Origin of the sequence: Pedobacter sp. PLR (assembly GCF_026239675.1) — a bacterium.
GTDB lineage: Bacteria > Bacteroidota > Bacteroidia > Sphingobacteriales > Sphingobacteriaceae > Pedobacter.
On the sequence record NZ_JAPIVQ010000001.1, the window covers coordinates 770,271 to 787,007 of the forward strand.

General features: G+C 42.0%; 15 protein-coding genes. 8 read left to right on the plus strand and 7 right to left on the minus strand.

All coding sequences use genetic code 11. The annotated features are described in order from the left end of the window. Positions 1-116: 116 nt before the first annotated feature. From dinB to OQX61_RS03225, 7 genes are all read right to left on the minus strand, one after another. Complete coding sequence (gene dinB, locus OQX61_RS03195) at positions 117-1,214, minus strand: DNA polymerase IV (RefSeq protein ID WP_265840215.1); 1,098 nt, start codon at positions 1,212-1,214, stop codon at positions 117-119. A 97-nt stretch (positions 1,215-1,311) separates the two neighbouring features. After that, positions 1,312-1,488, minus strand: a complete 177-nt coding sequence (locus OQX61_RS03200; RefSeq protein ID WP_265840216.1) for a histone H1 — start codon at positions 1,486-1,488, stop codon at positions 1,312-1,314. Positions 1,489-1,712: 224 nt separating this feature from the next. Then, a complete protein-coding gene (locus OQX61_RS03205) occupies positions 1,713-2,576 on the minus strand; it encodes an RNA polymerase sigma factor RpoD/SigA (protein WP_265840217.1) in 864 nt (287 codons plus the stop codon). A gap of 397 nt (positions 2,577-2,973) precedes the next feature. Next, positions 2,974-4,047, minus strand: coding sequence for a Gfo/Idh/MocA family oxidoreductase (locus tag OQX61_RS03210; protein ID WP_265840218.1), 1,074 nt, complete (start codon positions 4,045-4,047; stop codon positions 2,974-2,976). A gap of 11 nt (positions 4,048-4,058) precedes the next feature. Continuing rightward, on the minus strand, positions 4,059-5,516 hold the full coding sequence (locus OQX61_RS03215) for a Gfo/Idh/MocA family oxidoreductase (RefSeq protein ID WP_265840220.1): 1,458 nt from the start codon (positions 5,514-5,516) through the stop codon (positions 4,059-4,061). A 40-nt stretch (positions 5,517-5,556) separates the two neighbouring features. Continuing rightward, positions 5,557-8,982, minus strand: a complete 3,426-nt coding sequence (locus OQX61_RS03220) for a family 16 glycoside hydrolase (RefSeq protein WP_265840221.1) — start codon at positions 8,980-8,982, stop codon at positions 5,557-5,559. Between the two features lie 37 nt (positions 8,983-9,019). After that, positions 9,020-10,291, minus strand: coding sequence for a Gfo/Idh/MocA family oxidoreductase (locus OQX61_RS03225; RefSeq protein ID WP_265840222.1), 1,272 nt, complete (start codon positions 10,289-10,291; stop codon positions 9,020-9,022). 284 nt (positions 10,292-10,575) lie between these two features. On the opposite strand from OQX61_RS03225, the gene OQX61_RS03230 reads away from it, so the two are divergent. The 8 genes from OQX61_RS03230 (at position 10,576) to arsB (ending at position 16,660) form a co-directional block, all read left to right on the plus strand. Further along, a complete protein-coding gene (locus OQX61_RS03230) occupies positions 10,576-11,481 on the plus strand; it encodes a J domain-containing protein (RefSeq protein WP_265840224.1) in 906 nt (301 codons plus the stop codon). 11 nt (positions 11,482-11,492) lie between these two features. Next, on the plus strand, positions 11,493-11,780 hold the full coding sequence (locus tag OQX61_RS03235) for a chaperone modulator CbpM (RefSeq protein WP_265840226.1): 288 nt from the start codon (positions 11,493-11,495) through the stop codon (positions 11,778-11,780). Between the two features lie 10 nt (positions 11,781-11,790). Beyond that, positions 11,791-12,465, plus strand: a complete 675-nt coding sequence (locus tag OQX61_RS03240) for an SOS response-associated peptidase (protein WP_265840228.1) — start codon at positions 11,791-11,793, stop codon at positions 12,463-12,465. 81 nt (positions 12,466-12,546) lie between these two features. Then, on the plus strand, positions 12,547-14,109 hold the full coding sequence (locus OQX61_RS03245; protein ID WP_265840229.1) for a SulP family inorganic anion transporter: 1,563 nt from the start codon (positions 12,547-12,549) through the stop codon (positions 14,107-14,109). A gap of 118 nt (positions 14,110-14,227) precedes the next feature. Beyond that, a complete protein-coding gene (locus OQX61_RS03250) occupies positions 14,228-14,557 on the plus strand; it encodes a metalloregulator ArsR/SmtB family transcription factor (RefSeq protein WP_265840230.1) in 330 nt (109 codons plus the stop codon). Positions 14,558-14,594: 37 nt separating this feature from the next. Beyond that, positions 14,595-15,164 carry a DUF6428 family protein gene (locus OQX61_RS03255; protein ID WP_265840231.1) on the plus strand — a complete coding sequence of 190 codons (570 nt, stop codon included), beginning with the start codon at positions 14,595-14,597 and terminating at the stop codon, positions 15,162-15,164. A 4-nt stretch (positions 15,165-15,168) separates the two neighbouring features. Continuing rightward, positions 15,169-15,585, plus strand: a complete 417-nt coding sequence (locus OQX61_RS03260) for an arsenate reductase ArsC (protein ID WP_265840233.1) — start codon at positions 15,169-15,171, stop codon at positions 15,583-15,585. 4 nt (positions 15,586-15,589) lie between these two features. Beyond that, complete coding sequence (arsB, locus tag OQX61_RS03265; protein ID WP_265840235.1) at positions 15,590-16,660, plus strand: ACR3 family arsenite efflux transporter; 1,071 nt, start codon at positions 15,590-15,592, stop codon at positions 16,658-16,660. Positions 16,661-16,737: the final 77 nt, after the last annotated feature.

Genomic DNA, 16,737 nt, shown 5'->3' on the forward strand with positions numbered 1-16,737 from the left:
TTGATTCAATTTACATAAATAAGCCAAAATCGGTCCCTTTTCGTACAGAAATCTAAAAAAACTGAACGAAAAGGTTATTAAATTCTCAAAAAAATGTGACAATGCTTGATTGGAGACTAAGGAAAAAGCCTCGCCTGATACCACTCAGCCTGCTCCCTGGTACTATTAAAATTAGAGATAGAAACCCCGAGTAATCTTACCTTCCCGCCATCCAGCAGAGCAGCATCCAATAATGAAGTTGCTACTTCAACCATCATTTCCAGTTCCGTAAATGCAGCAGGGAATGACTTGCTACGGGTGATTTGTCTAAAATCACTAAACTTAATCTTGATGGTTAGTGTTCTACCGAACAACTGATAAAGGCTCATTCTCTTAAATACGATCTCCGCAAGACGTGCCAATTCCAGATTCATTTCTTCCAGCTCACTGAGATCGTAAGAAAAGGTATCTTCGGCACCAATCGATTTTGTTTCCTGATTTGGCTCTACTTTACGGTGGTCAATTCCACGAACAATCTTATAAAAGAAGTGGCCACTCTTTCCAAACAGGTAGACCAACTCAGCTTCTGTCAGCTTTTTCAGATCTGCACCTTTATGCAAGCCACGGATTTTCATCTTCTCCGCAGTAACTTTCCCCACGCCGTGAAACTTTTCTACAGGCAATGCGGCAATAAAGCGTTCCACTTTTGACGGCCCGATAAAAGTCAGACCATCAGGTTTATTCATATTGGAAGCAACCTTTGCGACAAACTTATTGATAGAAACCCCAGCGGAAGCAGTTAAATTCAGCTCCGTTTTTATAGCCTCTTTAATTTCTTTGGCAATATCAATGGCCGAACCAATACCTAACTTATCTTCGGTAACATCCAGATAGGCTTCATCAAGTGACAAAGGCTCAATCAGGTCTGTGTACCGGCTAAATATTTCACGGATTTGTTTGGAGACCTCTTTATAAACCGCAAATCTCGGATAAAGGAAAATCAGATGTGGACACAAGCGTTGTGCTTTTTTGGAGGACATGGCAGAATGTACGCCAAACCTTCTCGCTTCGTAGTTTGCAGTCGCTACAACCCCACCTCTCCCATCAGGAGAACCACCTACAGCAACCGCCTTACCTTCCAGCGTAGGATCGTCCCTTTGCTCTACGGAAGCATAAAAGGAATCCATATCAATATGAATGATCTTACGTTGTAATGGTTGCTCTGGAGGATTCATAGGACTGAGGCCTTAAAATTAGAAAATAAAAACCTCAATAGCTATAAATGAGAAAGGCCCGCATTAAGCGGGCCTTTCTCATGACATTCAAAGTAGATTACTTTGTGTTTTTCTTATCAGTTACTTCAGTACGGATGTCCTGAGCAAGGCCTTTTAAATCTTGCATTGCTTTACGTACTCTTGTACCAGCTGCACCGTTACCTGAATTATAAAATTTGTCTGCATCAGCTTCAACGCTTGCAATAAGTTCTTTAAGTTTCGAGAATTTTTCCATGTTTTTCTTTCGTTTAAGATTTTAAATATATGATATAACGCTTTAAAGTTAATAATTATTGGATTTCCACCAAATGAATATTTAAGTAAATCACTCTTTTTTTCAATAAAAAAGCCCTTTTCCTCATAAAAGGTTCATAATATGCTATTTCGTTTAAATAAATCAACCCAATATTTAAACAAAACGCGGTTAAACCACTCCTGCAAAAACCGCTTGTTTTACAATTAATCGAGGTATTCCCTGATCAATCCTGACTTCGGGCTATTGCGCAAAGTCTTCAAAGCTTTATCTTTTAGCTGCCGCAATCGTTCCTTACTCAGGTCAAAAATAAAAACCATATCGTCCAGTGTAGTCTCGGTACAATCATGTAAACCATAGTAAAGTGACAAAATCTTCTGCTCTCTTTCCGGCAAAATCACCAGGCATCTTCTTAAATCCTCAGATAAAGATTCCTTCATGAGCCCCTCATCTACCGCGGCCACATTGCTGGAAGGAATTTTATCTAATAAACAGAAACCGGTTTCTTCATTCATGGGCTTATCCAAAGAAATTGACAGTGCTGCATTCGACTGGTGATCCAAAATCCGCTCTTCTTTAAAGCCTATTTCTTCTGCAATCTCTTCTATAGTAGGCATACGTTCCAGCTTTTGTTCCAAGCGCATGGTTGCCTTATTTATAGTAGTATTACCAACGATCTGGTTTCCAGGCAAACGAACCATCCTTTGCTGATCAGAAATTGCCGATAAAATCGCCTGTCGGATCCACCATACGGCAAAAGATATAAATTTAAAGCCTTTGGTATGGTCATACCTCTTCGCGGCCTTAATCAGACCAATATTACCTTCACTAATCAAATCTGAAAGCCGCAGCCCTTTATCCTGATATTTCTTGGAAACAGAAATCACAAACCGAAGATTTGCATTGACTAGCTTTTCCAATGCTGCCTCATCCCCCTCTGCAATGCGCATAGCCAATTGGATTTCCTCTTCAATTTTCAATAATTCAAATTTCCCAAGTTCATTTAAATACTTTTCCAGGGAATCCCTTTTTCTGTTGGTGATACTTTGTGATATCTTTAAAGCTCTCATAAAATGGATCAATAGTTAATTAAATAATTGATTTTTAACCAACTTGCGAGTCAAATCTGAATAAATCTGAATTCCCGGCCCCTTTAAACAGCTTACATTTTTAAGCGCGTAATCTATCCTAAACCAGCATCGCAAATAAAGTTTGAAGAGATCAGCTTCCAAACAAAAACCAACACCTTCAGCAACAAAAATATTAAAATAATATACACTAAGTGTAAATTATTTTAATATTTATATTGGTTAAAACATTCATTAACAGCAATTAAACGTCATTAAATGATATAGATAATAAAAAGTTAATACACTAAGTAAAAACCATGACAAAGCTTGAAATTATTTGTAAAACAAGAAAGCCCGCTGTAAGCGGGCCTTCAATAAATGATATTTTACAAAAATATTAGATCAACTTAACGATGCCTCCGGTCCGAACAGATTCATCACAGGCAAAAGCTACCCTTAAACTATTCAGGGCATCCTGAGTAGGTAAACTCAGGTCTAGATCTTCGAGAATGGCACGAAGAAAATGACGTTGCTCTCTTTTACACAACTCCAGATGATCGGGTTCATCATTCAGGTCAATCCATTCATCAGAACGGGAAAATTTCCCATCCTGATCCAGGTCTGCATAATGAACTTTAATAGATTCCGTTTTGGTATGTGCATCAATCAAATCAGACTTCCCGGCTGCTGAAGCTTCCTTTGCCAGAATAGACACCGCACCCTTTGGCCCAACTACATCTTTTACAAAAAACGCAGTTTCACTCATCATCGGCCCCCATCCCGACTCATACCAGCCAACAGAGCCATCCTCAAAACGAATCTGTAACTGCCCGTAATTATAATTATCTTCAGGAATATCATCAGTTAACCTTGCGCCCATTGCGCTTACCTGTACAGGCTTAGAACGCGTCATCTGGCACATTACATCGATATAATGAACGCCACAATCCACAATCGGACTCAAACTCTTCATTAAGTTCTTATGCACATTCCATTTTGCGCCCTGACTCTGTTGATTTAGGTTCATACGCATCACCAATGGTTTTCCCATTTCCTGAGAAAGTTCAATAAAACGAGTCCAGGAAGGATGGTAGCGCAAAATATAACCCACCAGCAACTTCTTTCCATATTTCTTAGCGGCATCTGCAACACGTTGTGCCCCTGCCAGAGAATCCGCCAATGGCTTCTCTATAAATACATGGCAACCTTGTTCCATTGCCTTTATGGCAAAAGATTCGTGCGTATCCGGATAAGTAGAAATACAAACTGCATCAGGAGCCGTAGCTTCCAATGCGAGTTCAAAATCACTGAACAAAGGATATCCACCACCCAGTTTTTCATTCAAAACCACCTTGCTATTCCCTGTAGATACGATTCCACAGATCTCAAAACCTTCCAATTCCTGGTAAGCCATGGCATGAGAACTTCCCATATTACCACAGCCTACTACCAAAACTTTAATCTTCTTCATCTTTATTAAAATTATCCGCCCAAACTCCAACCCTGACGGTATTCTCTGCGCACAAACTGATTTACATCATCAAAATTTGTGACCCTTAAATTTTCCTTATCCCAAAGCAGTTTAATATCACGGCCCGGATAGTCAAAGCCGTTACCATTCAGCCTTGCTTTTTGAATATCTGTTCCTCTGATCGCCAGATTGGCAATCAATAAGGTCTCAGTCAGCGGACCGGCGATCTCAAAAGGAGAGCTCAGTTTTTTCTTGCCATAACCGGCGATACAAGCTTCCGCCCAGTCCCAGTAATGCCCATCTACTCCTCCAATTACGCGCTCCACACCTGGTTTTATCTTCACTTCCTCGTTGCGCGACAAAGGCAATAATCTCGGGTTTGCACCATAAACATCGCACATCATCTTTCCTTTTGTCCCTTCAAACAAGACTCCGTTTTCACCGAAAGACTCATTAGGACCCAATTCTGCTGGCCTTCCCGGTTTAATTCCACCATCCATCCAATGAATCTGAACATCACCCTTCGTCTTTTTAGTCTTCTTAAAAGTCATGATCACATGGCTGGAAGGCGGACAACTATCAGGGAAATAACCCCTTTTAAATTCATCCACATAGATACTCCCCACACTACATTGCACATCTATCGGGGTATCCAGTCCCAGAATACGGAAAGGTGGTTCTACCAAATGGCAGCCCATATCACCTATCGCACCGGTTCCATAATCCCACCAGCCGCGCCAGTTAAAAGGCACCAGTTTATCGACAAAAGGCTTATAAGGCGCCGAACCTAACCAAAGATCCCAGTCCAGCTCTTTAGGAATCGCTCCGTTTACTGCAGGCCAGGTGATCCCTTGTGGCCATGAAGGGCGGTCTGTCCAGCAATATACCCGCTCTACTTTCCCAATAACACCAGCATCTACCCAGTCCTGCAGCTGTCTCACGCCATCTCCGGAAGATCCCTGGTTTCCCATTTGCGTAACCACCTGGTATTTGTTGGCTGCTTCAGTCAGTTTCCTGGCTTCAAAAATATCATGGGAAAGCGGCTTCTCTACATAAACATGTTTACCAAGCTGCATAGCGGCCATAGCAATCATCGCATGGTTATGGTCTGGTGTAGACACCACCACCCCATCGATATGCTTGCCTTCCTTATCCAGCATCTCCCTGTAATCTTTATAATATTTGGCCGCAGGGAAATTCTTCACCGAATAAGCGGCCCTGCGGTCATCCACATCGCAGAGGAAAGCGATATCTGCTTTCCCCCCTTTATAGATGTTACCTAAATTACTCTGGCCTTTTCCGCCAACACCCACACCTGCGACTTGTAAACGGTCGCTGGGTGCTAAAAATCCTTTACCACCCAATACATGTCTGGGCACGATCATAAATCCGGCAGCAGCAAGTGCTGTCGTTTTAATAAAGTTTCTTCTTGAACTATTTCCTGCTGAATCTTTAATTTCTTCAGTCATATTTTACGCTGTTTAATTCAATTTCACCATTTACCTGAGCCTATTTTGAAACGCTCAGGTCTTTAATTCTGATATTTTTAAAACGTACTACAGATCCGTGACCAAGGAAACCTACACGACCTTTATCGCGCTGTAAGCCCGGGTGACTTTTTCCATCTACCGAACCCTTTTTACGGGCTTCCGTAATGTCGCCATCCAGAATCACATTTCCATTTAATACAACTTTGATCTTCGGCCCTTTTACGGTAACCTCCTGATAATTCCATTCGCCTAATGGCTTTAAAGAACCTCTTTTCGCTGCCTGAACACCATAAATAGAGCCATGGTACTGGTACACATGAAGGTCTTTATAAATATCAGCCTCATTGTCAAGGATTTGCAGTTCCATTCCTTCATAAGCCGCATCACCTGTTAAAGGTGCGCGAATACCCAATCCATTATTTGCGCCCGGAGTCAACTGAAACTCAAAACGGAATACAAAATCACTGTAGTCATTTTTACTAAACAGGTTACCGCCTGAGCCTTTACCTGGTTTAGGATTGATCTCCATGTTGCCATTTGCAACGGTATAAGCACTGGTATTGCCAGTCCACTCATGCATATTTGTACCATCAAACAACACTTTATACCCTTCCTTTTTCTCCGCAGCACTCAGCTCAAAAGGAACCGGACGCACCAATTCTTTGATAAGAATATCTCTATAGGCAACTCTGGAACCATGTGCCTGCAACTCAATCTGCTCTTCTGCAAAAATCGGAAGCTTACGATCCCAATAATTTTCAAGGATCACATCGTCAGTAACCAATACCCCATTCAGATATACGGTTACACGATCACCTTTCATGATGATGTGGAAATTATTCCATTCTCCTAATTTATTATCTACCACTTTTAAAGGCTTGCTTTCGTTCACCTGGTTGTTATACAAACCTCCTGAACCAACCTGTGCACCTGCATCTACTCTGGAAGTATCCCACATTTGTACCTGCGGACTACCACGTAAATAGATCCCTGCGTCTCCTTTTTTATTGCCGTCATCATAGATTTTCCAATCTACCAGCATTTCAAAATCACCGTATTTCTTCAATGTCGCCAGGTTATCCCCGTCACCGGTAAACAATAAAGCGCCATTGTCAATCACCCAGCTTTTTAAGGCTACTGCATCTGCTTTTTCCTGCGCCGCAGCTAAGGTTTTAGCATCCATCTTAGCTCTTTTCAAAGGATCACCAACCAGACCTTTCCAGCCAGTCAGGTCTTTTCCGTTAAACACAGACACAAAACCTGAACCGCCTTTCATTTCCGCAAGGTATTTACGAATGGCCTGTTTCTCATAATCACTATCACCGCCTTTAAGCACCTGAATAGTCTTATTTAACAAGTCTTTCACCTGCTCACCTTCATAAGACTTATCCGACAGCGCAATCATCATCACTGCTCTTGCCGCAGCTTGCTGCAAAGCTGGATGATCAATATACTTACCCGCGAAAATAACCGCATTGTAGGTTTTAGCATCCTGTAGATCTGTTAAAATCTGTAGCTGCTGTTGTTCCGTTTTAGCCACATCCATCGCATCACGCAACATCAGTAATCTTTGTGCAGCAGGTACAGAAGCCGAACGTACCAAACGTAAATACCCTGTTATTGCTTCCTGCTGAAAAGCAGGATTAGTATTCGTTCTTGCAATCGCCAGTAAGCTTTCTAAAGAACCTGCATTTGCCCAGGAAGACAAAGCTTCCAGTGCCAGTTTTTTTGTTTGCTCATCACCTGTTTGAAAAGCACTATTTACTGCTTTTAATGCCTGAGCATCACCCAGACTTGCCAACACCTTATAAAAGAATTTTTTCTTTTCAGGAGTAGCAGCTGTCATTTTCTGTAAAACAGTAGCCGTATCATTTTCGGTTGCTGTACCTTTTAAAGCGGCAATCAATGCCGACTGAATCATCACAGATTCTTCATCGCTAACCTCATTATTGTTCAACAAGGCAAACAATTCCGGAAGATCTGCTTTAGTAGCTACCTTGGTTAAAGCTGCAAATGCCGCCTTTCTTACCGCTGGATTTTTACTCTTTTGCAAAGCATAAATACTACTGATCTGACCATGCGCGCCACGCTCAGCAAGCACCTCAATTAAAGCCACCTGTACATCAGGCTTCATTTTAGGCAATGCAGTAGCGATCTTTTCTGTTAAACCGTCCCCTTTCATTCTCAACATCACATCGGCTACTTTTTGTACAGTAGCGTCATCACCTTTAGCCATTGTTTTGAATAAGTTATCCAATACTTTTACACCACCAATGTTTGCGGCAGCCTCAATGGCGGCAAATCTTAAGCCTTCATCTTTATGGTTAATTAATTTCAATACTGCCGGAAGTGCGTCCGGAGCTTTTCCATCGCCAAGCATGGTCACCATTTCCGCCTGTACATCCGGTGTTACTTTAGTCAATTGTTTTAACCATAAGGCAGTGGTTGCCGGGTTTAAATATGGCAAAGCGAATTTCAAAGCCGCCGCTCTGTAAGCGATTGACGGATCTTTTACTGCTGCCAGCAGGATAGAAATGTCCTGTCCTTTATTTTCATCAGAAAGGATTTTCAAAGCACCCGTACGAACAGAGACTAAGTCCGGAGCAGTCGCTTTATCCAATAACTGAAGGGCAATTTTATGTGCTAACACGGAATTGCCGTCGAACAAAAGATTTGCCCCATAATCCAGATAAGCAGCCACCGCATTTGTATTTTCATAGTTGAAATTACTTTTTGCTGCTGCCGAAGCCATCAGCTCTTCCGAAGAAGGATCAGCGATTTTTGCTAAAGCATAAAGGCTCATTTTTGTTAAGTTCTGATCAGTACCCGCAGCTAACGTAGCGATTGGCTTTGCAGCCTCTTTAACACGACTATCACCTAAACCTTCTACAACCGACAAACGGCTATTTCCTGATGTTGAAGCCAAAGCATTCAACAAGGCGTTTTTTGCTGCCGGTGTATTAATTTTGACCAACACCCTAACTGCCGGATCAGAAAGCTGTGCATCCTTCAAAGAAGCAACCAGATATGGAATCGCATCATCCTGAGCTACTCCATCCAGCTGACTCATGATAAAGGCTTTATTTTGCGGATCATTCCCTTTTTGCAAAGCTTTACCAAGCGCAGCTACGCTCATTTTTCTCCAGTTTTCTTTTCCTGTTTTTGTCGATGCTGAGGTAAAACCACCAATTGCATACTCAATCAAGGCATTATTACCTTTTCCTGCCGGAGAAAGCATCCCAATCAGCTCCAGATAGCCGTTCTCACCAAGTGCAGCAATATCATTTACATTATTGGCCGCCTGGGCCGCATCTTTTGCCGGCATCTGCGCCAGCAAATCAGCAATACGAGTGGTCTGCGTACGCTGGTCTTTTTTATCCTGTGCAATCACCGTTCCCTGGAAGGCAAGGCTAGCCAAAAGGATAAAGAATATCTTTTTCATCATTATATATATTTTGAGAATTGATTAAAATTAGCTGGTTTTAAATGGTAAAAGGAGCACGCATGACCGGGTTAATCAATCTGTTTGCACCTTCATCGTCAATAAACTCCTGTTTTACCGGATCAAACTTCAACGAACGGCCTAAACGTAATGCCGCCAATCCAATGTTGATGATATTGCAGGAACGATGTCCGTTTTCCTCATTTAAAGCAAACTGAGATCTGGTTTTCACAGAAGTGACGAAATCCGTCATCTGTGGTGCCGGATCAGGGAATGCAGCTAGTTTACGTTCCAAATCTGGAATATCAGACTTAAATCCAGCATAAAGCTTGCCTTTAGGGCCTTCGATATAAGCTGCTTTCTCATCTTTTCCTTCTCCATCGAGTATAATCTGACAACCGTCAGCATAAGTATAGGTAATTCTGCGCCAGATACCCACGGCATCAGTATGTTGTTGCGGGGCATCAATTTCTACAGAAATAGGATTCGTATCATCTTTTCCAAGGAAATATTGGATAGGATCCAGGTAATGCTGGCCCATATCACTTAAACCACCACCATCATAATCCCAATATCCTCTGAAAGTCTGGTGTACACGATGCGCACTATAAGGTTTATATGGTGCCGGACCTAACCAGGCATCATAATCCAACTCTTGTGGAACCGGTTCAACAGGTAAATTATCTTTACCTACCCAGTAAAACTTCCAGTCGAAGCCAGTATGTTTACTCACCGTTACCTTCAACGGCCAGCCCAATAAACCACTATCTACTAATTTCTTGATCGGTTTTACCGTAGTTCCCATGCCATAGAAATTCTCTTTGAAACGGAACCAGGTATTCAGACGGAACATACGTCCATGCTTTTGAACCGCTTCCATCACACGTTTACCTTCACCTATGGTATGTGTCATCGGTTTTTCACACCAAATATCTTTTCCGGCATTTGCAGCATCAACAGACATAATCCCATGCCAATGTGGTGGGGTGGCAATGTGCACAATATCTACTTCCGGCAATTTGATCAATTCACGGTAGTCACTAAAGGTTTTCACACCTTTATCCAGCATAGGTTTTGCGATATCCAGATGCCTTGTATCTACATCACAAATGGCCACTACCTGCGTACCATCGTATCCAAAATGGCCTCTTCCCATGCCACCTACACCGATTACGGCTTTCGTCAGCCGGTCACTAGGCGCAATAAATCCTGTACCACCAAGCACATACCTGGGGACAATTGTGAATGCGGCGGCACCCACCGCAGCCTTTTTAATAAAATCTCTTCTTGAGTTAGGTTGATTTGGTTTCATATATGGTTTGTGTATTAATGTATTTCAGCACTAATCAAACGCCATGTAAACCGATCCGAAACGACACATGGAGGTACACATCTTAAAAAAAGACGGACTTCCTACAAGGACAGGTTACATTTGGTTTATCGCTTTAGGTGGTCAGCCGCAAGCATTTCATTCTCAAATTTATTATTATTATTGAGAAAACCGGTGTAATTGTAACACTAACTTAATACAATTGGCCATTAATTGAGAAATGATAAAAATAATAGCTTAAATTTGAGGATAGACCAATTATTGACATGGCATTTATCGATTATTATAAGATTCTGGGCGTTGACAAAAAAGCTTCACAGGAAGATATAAAAAAAGCATACAGGAAACTGGCAAGGAAATATCATCCGGATTTGAACCCTAACAACAAGGAAGCGAACAAGAGATTTCAAGAGATCAATGAAGCAAATGAGGCGTTAAGTGACCCTGAAAAACGAAAAAAATACGATGAGTATGGAGAACACTGGAAAAATTCAGATCAGTTTGAACAGTCAAGGTCACAATCCAGAAATTCAGGGAATCCATTTTCTGGTGGCAGATCAGGAGGACAAGGTGCATCAGACTTTGGTGGCGGAGATTTCTCTGATTTCTTTGAATCTATGTTTGGCGGAGGCGGAAGATCATCCGGAAGAAGCAGCGTGAAATATAAAGGACAGGATTTTAATGCCAGTTTTAGTATCTCACTGAGAGATGCCTATACCACGCACAAACAAACCCTGACTATTAATGGCAAAAAAATCAGGATTACGATACCTGCCGGTATTGCCGATGAGCAGATCATTAAATTAAAAGGACTTGGTGCAGACGGAGTAAACGGTGGCCCTGCCGGTGATTTATACCTCACCATCAATGTTCAGGAAGACCCGATTTTCAAAAGACTCCACAATGATCTTTACCTGCAACAGGATATTGATCTATATACTGCTGTTTTAGGTGGAGAAGTAATGGTGGAAACCCTCGACGGAAAAGTAAAACTTAAAATCCCGGCTGGAACGCAAAACGGCACTAAAGTGAGATTAAAAAACAAAGGCTTCCCATTGTATAAAAAAGATGGAGAATTTGGCAACCTTTTCATTACCTATAATGTTAAACTTCCGGAACACCTGACTGAAAAACAAAAAGAACTGTTTAAAGAACTACAAAACCTGAGTTAACCACTACAGCTATGGAAACAGAATTCATCACCATCACTGAATATTGTATCAATTACCATATCGACCCTTCTTTTATGGTATCGCTGGAAGAATCGGATATTGTCCGGTTCCCGGTTGTTGAAAAAGAGAAATGTATCCATACAGATCAGCTTGCAGAACTGGACAAATATGTCCATTTGCACTATGACCTGCAAATCAATATTGAAGGTATCGATGCCATCAGGCACCTGTTGCAACGCGTACATGATATGCAGGAAGAGATTAAAGAATTGCAGCACGAACTCCATCTGCATAAATAATTATTCATCTATGAGTTTATCTTTTTCCCTTACGGAAGCATTACCTGTTATACAAGAATGCTATCCGTATGAATTGGAAGAAGCCTATACACCTACTTACAACATCGGCATTTACATGCCAGGATTGGTGATCACTGCTGATGAACCTCATTTGATCAAAAAAATGCACTATGCTATGGTTCCTTTTTTCTTTAAGGAACGGAAGTCCAGCATGTGCACAGTCAGACATACACAGATCTTGTCCAAACAGTTGTTTAAAAAGCTAATGGTAACCCATAAACGCTGTCTGGTTCTGGCAGACGGCTTCTACATCTGGAAAAGATTTGGCGCAGAAAAATACCCCTATAGGTTTACCTTAAAAGACCGGAAAGTTTTTTCTATGGCCGGAATCTGGTCAGCCTGGATAGATCCCATCAGCAAAGAAAGATATGAATCCTTCTGCATCGTCACTATCCCCGGCCATGAGCTCATTACCAGCATTGGTAAATCTATGCCCGTCATTTTAACGCCGGAAACAGAAAAATTATGGCTGAGTAAAACCATTGAAGAAACGGAATTACCGAAGCTCTGGAACACCTATCCTTCCGAACTCATGACCAGATTTCAGGTAACAAAAGACATTGCAGACCGTAGCCTAAACGATCCGGATCTGATAAAGCCGGTCAACAATTACCTGCCCATCTAAATCTGCTGCCTGCACAGCCTGTTGTTTTTTTGATATCCCGGGTGTAAAAGCGCGATAAATCTGGTGTAACTTTACCGGCAAATGAAGCCTTACCTCCAAAAACCTTTTATCCAGCTTTTCGACTTTTCTAAAAAGATCAATTATAAAACTGAAATCCTTGCAGGACTAACGGTGGCCATGACGATGATGCCGGAATCCTTATCCTTTGCTATTCTAGCGGGATTCCCCCCACTTACAGGTTTATATGCAGCCTTCATTATGGGCCTGGTTACGGCAATATTTGGCGGCAGACCTGGTTTAATATCCGGTGGAGCAGGTGCTACAGTGATTGTATTGATCGCTTTAATGAAATCTCATGGATTGGATTACGTATTTGCAGCAGTAGTGCTCGCCGGTGTTTTCCAAATTAGTGTTGGCTTGTTTAAACTAGGAAAGTTTGTGCGCCTGGTACCCCAACCAGTCATGTTTGGTTTTGTAAACGGACTCGCCATTATCATATTTATGGCGCAACTGGAACAATTTAAAACGGTAGTGAACGGAGAAATGGTCTGGCTTAGTGGTCCGGCATTGTATCTGATGACTGGTCTTGTGGCTTTAACCATTGCCATTGTACTGATCTTACCGAAATTCACAAAAGCAATTCCCTCCTCCCTGGTGGCCATTTTTGTGGTCTTTCTCTTGGTTTTAGGATTCAATATCGATACCAAAACCGTCGGGGATATTGCAGCAGTAAGCGGTGGTTTTCCACCTTTTCATATTCCTCAGGTACCATTTAACCTGGAAATCCTGCAAATCATTTTACCTTATGCACTGATCATGGGCGCAGTAGGATTAACCGAAGGATTGCTCACCCTAAACCTCGTCGATGAAATCACCGAAAGCAAAGGAAACAGCAACCGTGAATGTATCGCACAAGGAAGTGCAAATATGCTTAACGGCTTTTTCTTCGGAATGGGCGGCTGCCCGATGATTGCACAAACCTTAGTCAACCTTTCCGCAGGTGCCAGAGCCAGACTTTCTGGAATTGTAGCTGCCATTACTATATTAACGATCATTCTTTTTGGTGCTCCACTGATAGAAAAAGTCCCCATGGCCGCTTTAACGGGTGTCATGATTATGGTCGCAATCGGAACATTTGAATGGATGAGCTTTAAAGTCATCAATAAAATGCCCGGGAAAGATATTTTTGTAGGTATTCTCGTAGCAGGAATTACCGTATGGCTGCACAACCTGGCGCTTGCTGTACTAATCGGTGTGATTGTTTCCGCACTAATGTTCGCCTGGGAAAGTGCCAAAAGAATCCGTGCAAAGAAATATACCGATGAAAACGGCGCTAAGCATTACGAAATCTATGGCCCCCTGTTCTTTGGTTCCAGCCATAATTTTATGGAAAAGTTTGAGCCGGCAACAGATCCGGAAGTGGTCATTATTGACTTTAAAGACAGCCGGATTGCTGATATGTCTGGCATTGACACCATCAACAAACTCAGCAAACGTTACCGAAAAGCCGGTAAAACCATCCATTTAACCCATTTAAGTGAAGATTGCAGGAAGCTATTGAAAGATGCAGAAGCCATCATTGAAGTCAATATCCTGGAAGATCCGACCTATAAGGTTGCCACTGAAAAGGGAGCAGATAGCTAATCCCCCATCATTGTCGCTATTTAGCTCTGCTAAAAGTCATAATATGGCTTTTTAACTGAAAATATTTGGAAGACAGCCCTATTCATCGTATTATTGCAATGTATTAATTAAACCAGCTATGGGACTTACTAAATCTGAAATATTTACCGATGAACAAAACCAATTGTCTCAACTTTTGAAGGCAATGGCACATCCGGCAAGAATTGCCATTCTGCAAAGGATTCTGGCTTCCAATACCTGCATCTGTGGAGATCTGGTAGAAGAGCTTGGTTTGGCACAAGCCACCATTTCACAACATTTAAAAGAGTTAAAAAACGCAGGACTGATCCAGGGGACCATTGAAGGCGTTAGCGTATGCTATTGCATCAATCCTAAAACATGGAAAATGATGGAAAACCAATTGGGTGCTTTCTTAGGCTCCTACAAAGGTGAAATCCCCTGCTGCTAAAAAAAATTGTCTATATCAATCGTAAAATTGCAATATTATGAACACTACAACATTAATGACCTGGGAAAGCTTTAAAACGAAGCTTCAGGAGAATCCGGAATTAACATTACAATTCCAATATGCGGCAGATAAATGGGTAGATGCTTCCTACCACATCACGGAAATTAAACAGGCACCAATCGTATCCGTAGATTGTGGCGGTGTGATGAACTCCTGGACGGAAATCATCGTACAACTTTGGGAACCTTCCGAAAAGGATAGTGAAAGGGCCATGCAGGTTAAAAAAGCCTTAGCTATTGTGGAACTGGTAGAAAAATCATTGCCATTAAATCCCTTGGGAATAGTGAAAATTGAATTTGGAAACTCAGAATTTGATACCCGACAAATGTATCCGGGAGAGATCAGCATTGCTGGTGAGGACCTAATTGTAAATCTGATTCCTGATGCTACACAATGTAAAGCCATCAATCGTGGAGGTAGTTGCGGCACGGATGACAAAGGTGAAGAATGCTGTAACCCAACAACAGTTACAGAAAAACCGAAAATTCAATTGATCAATTTTGCTTCCGATGCAGAGGTATGTACACCTGGATCTGGCTGCTGTTAAACCTATGAAGAAAATACTCGTACTCTGCACCGGCAACAGTTGTCGCAGTCAGATTGCAGAAGGTTATTTAAGACTTTTCGCAGAAAACAAAGCAATCATTTATAGTGCAGGAATTGAAACTCATGGTGTCAACCCAAGGGCCATTGAAACGATGAAGGCGGATGGCATAGACATTTCAACACATACCTCCAACCACATCGAAGAATATATGGCCCTGGATTTTGATTTCGTAATCACGGTATGCGATCATGCAAAAGAGAGCTGTCCGTTTTTCCCAACCAATGCCCTTAAGTTTCATTACAATTTCCCTGATCCTGCAAAGGCTACCGGAACTGAAGCAGAAATCAAAGCACAGTTTGCGGAAGTCCGCGACCTGATCAAAGGTTACTGCCAAAACTTTATCAAAGAAAACCTGCACTAACAACATGTCTGCAAACCACTGTACCCCTGTAGCGGAGCGAAAAAAGCTCAGCTTTTTAGACCGCTACCTTACCTTATGGATCTTCCTGGCCATGGCCATTGGGATTAGTATGGGCTATTTTATGCCCTCTTCTGCCGGAATCATCAACTCTTTTTCCAGCGGAACAACCAATATCCCACTGGCCATTGGTCTGATCCTGATGATGTATCCGCCACTGGCTAAGGTAAAGTATGAAAACATGGGCGCAGTATTCAAAGACACCAAAGTACTTGGTACCTCACTGCTGCTCAACTGGATCATTGGCCCGGTATTGATGTTCCTTTTGGCGGTTACTTTTCTCCGGGATTATCCGGAATATATGATCGGATTGATCCTGATTGGATTGGCCAGATGTATCGCCATGGTTGTGGTTTGGAATGAACTGGCAGAAGGAAACCGGGAGTATGGCGCTGGACTAATCGCCCTCAACAGCATTTTCCAGGTCTTATTGTACAGCGTTTATGCTTATGTTTTCATCACGGTGCTCCCTCCATTATTCGGATTAAAGGGGCTGGAAGTTTCCATCACCATCGGCCAGATTGCGGAAAGTGTAGCCATTTATTTAGGAATTCCTTTTGCGCTGGGAATCATCAGCAGATATAGCCTCATCAAATTAAAAGGCGAGGCCTGGTTTCAGGATAAATTTGTGCCCCTGATTTCACCCATTACTTTGATCGCTCTGCTATTTACCATTGTGATCATGTTTAGCCTGAAAGGGGAATTGATTGTTCAGATTCCATTAGATGTGGTTCGCATTGCCATCCCGCTTACCATTTATTTTGTACTGATGTTTGTTTTGAGTTTCTTCGCCGGTAAGTATTTCGGGGCAGATTATTCAAAAAGCGCTGCGATTGCCTTTACCGCAACCGGAAACAATTTTGAGCTGGCCATCGCAGTGGCGATAGGTGTATTTGGAATCAACTCCGGACAAGCTTTCGCAGGGGTAATCGGGCCATTAGTAGAAGTACCGGCCCTTATTGCGCTGGTTAATGTTTCCTTCTGGTTCAGAAGAAAATACTTTAGCCGGAATACTTAAGCAACTGCAGCTCTTTTTATTAAAAGATATCTCTCTAAAGTAAAAAAAACTCAAAAAGATCACCAGTATTTTAAAAA

Bases quoted from the DNA above. Each gene is read 5' to 3' on its own strand.
- OQX61_RS03200 (WP_265840216.1), bottom strand. From the start codon at position 1,488: ATGGAAAAATTCTCGAAACTTAAAGAACTTATTGCAAGCGTTGAAGCT.
- dinB (WP_265840215.1), bottom strand. From the start codon at position 1,214: ATGAATCCTCCAGAGCAACCATTACAACGTAAGATCATTCATATTGAT.
- OQX61_RS03220 (WP_265840221.1), bottom strand. From the start codon at position 8,982: ATGATGAAAAAGATATTCTTTATCCTTTTGGCTAGCCTTGCCTTCCAG.
- OQX61_RS03240 (WP_265840228.1), top strand. From the start codon at position 11,791: ATGAGTTTATCTTTTTCCCTTACGGAAGCATTACCTGTTATACAAGAA.
- OQX61_RS03210 (WP_265840218.1), bottom strand. From the start codon at position 4,047: ATGAAGAAGATTAAAGTTTTGGTAGTAGGCTGTGGTAATATGGGAAGT.
- OQX61_RS03215 (WP_265840220.1), bottom strand. From the start codon at position 5,516: ATGACTGAAGAAATTAAAGATTCAGCAGGAAATAGTTCAAGAAGAAAC.
- arsB (WP_265840235.1), top strand. From the start codon at position 15,590: ATGTCTGCAAACCACTGTACCCCTGTAGCGGAGCGAAAAAAGCTCAGC.
- OQX61_RS03235 (WP_265840226.1), top strand. From the start codon at position 11,493: ATGGAAACAGAATTCATCACCATCACTGAATATTGTATCAATTACCAT.
- OQX61_RS03230 (WP_265840224.1), top strand. From the start codon at position 10,576: ATGGCATTTATCGATTATTATAAGATTCTGGGCGTTGACAAAAAAGCT.
- OQX61_RS03250 (WP_265840230.1), top strand. From the start codon at position 14,228: ATGGGACTTACTAAATCTGAAATATTTACCGATGAACAAAACCAATTG.
- OQX61_RS03255 (WP_265840231.1), top strand. From the start codon at position 14,595: ATGAACACTACAACATTAATGACCTGGGAAAGCTTTAAAACGAAGCTT.
- OQX61_RS03260 (WP_265840233.1), top strand. From the start codon at position 15,169: ATGAAGAAAATACTCGTACTCTGCACCGGCAACAGTTGTCGCAGTCAG.
- OQX61_RS03245 (WP_265840229.1), top strand. From the start codon at position 12,547: ATGAAGCCTTACCTCCAAAAACCTTTTATCCAGCTTTTCGACTTTTCT.
- OQX61_RS03225 (WP_265840222.1), bottom strand. From the start codon at position 10,291: ATGAAACCAAATCAACCTAACTCAAGAAGAGATTTTATTAAAAAGGCT.
- OQX61_RS03205 (WP_265840217.1), bottom strand. From the start codon at position 2,576: ATGAGAGCTTTAAAGATATCACAAAGTATCACCAACAGAAAAAGGGAT.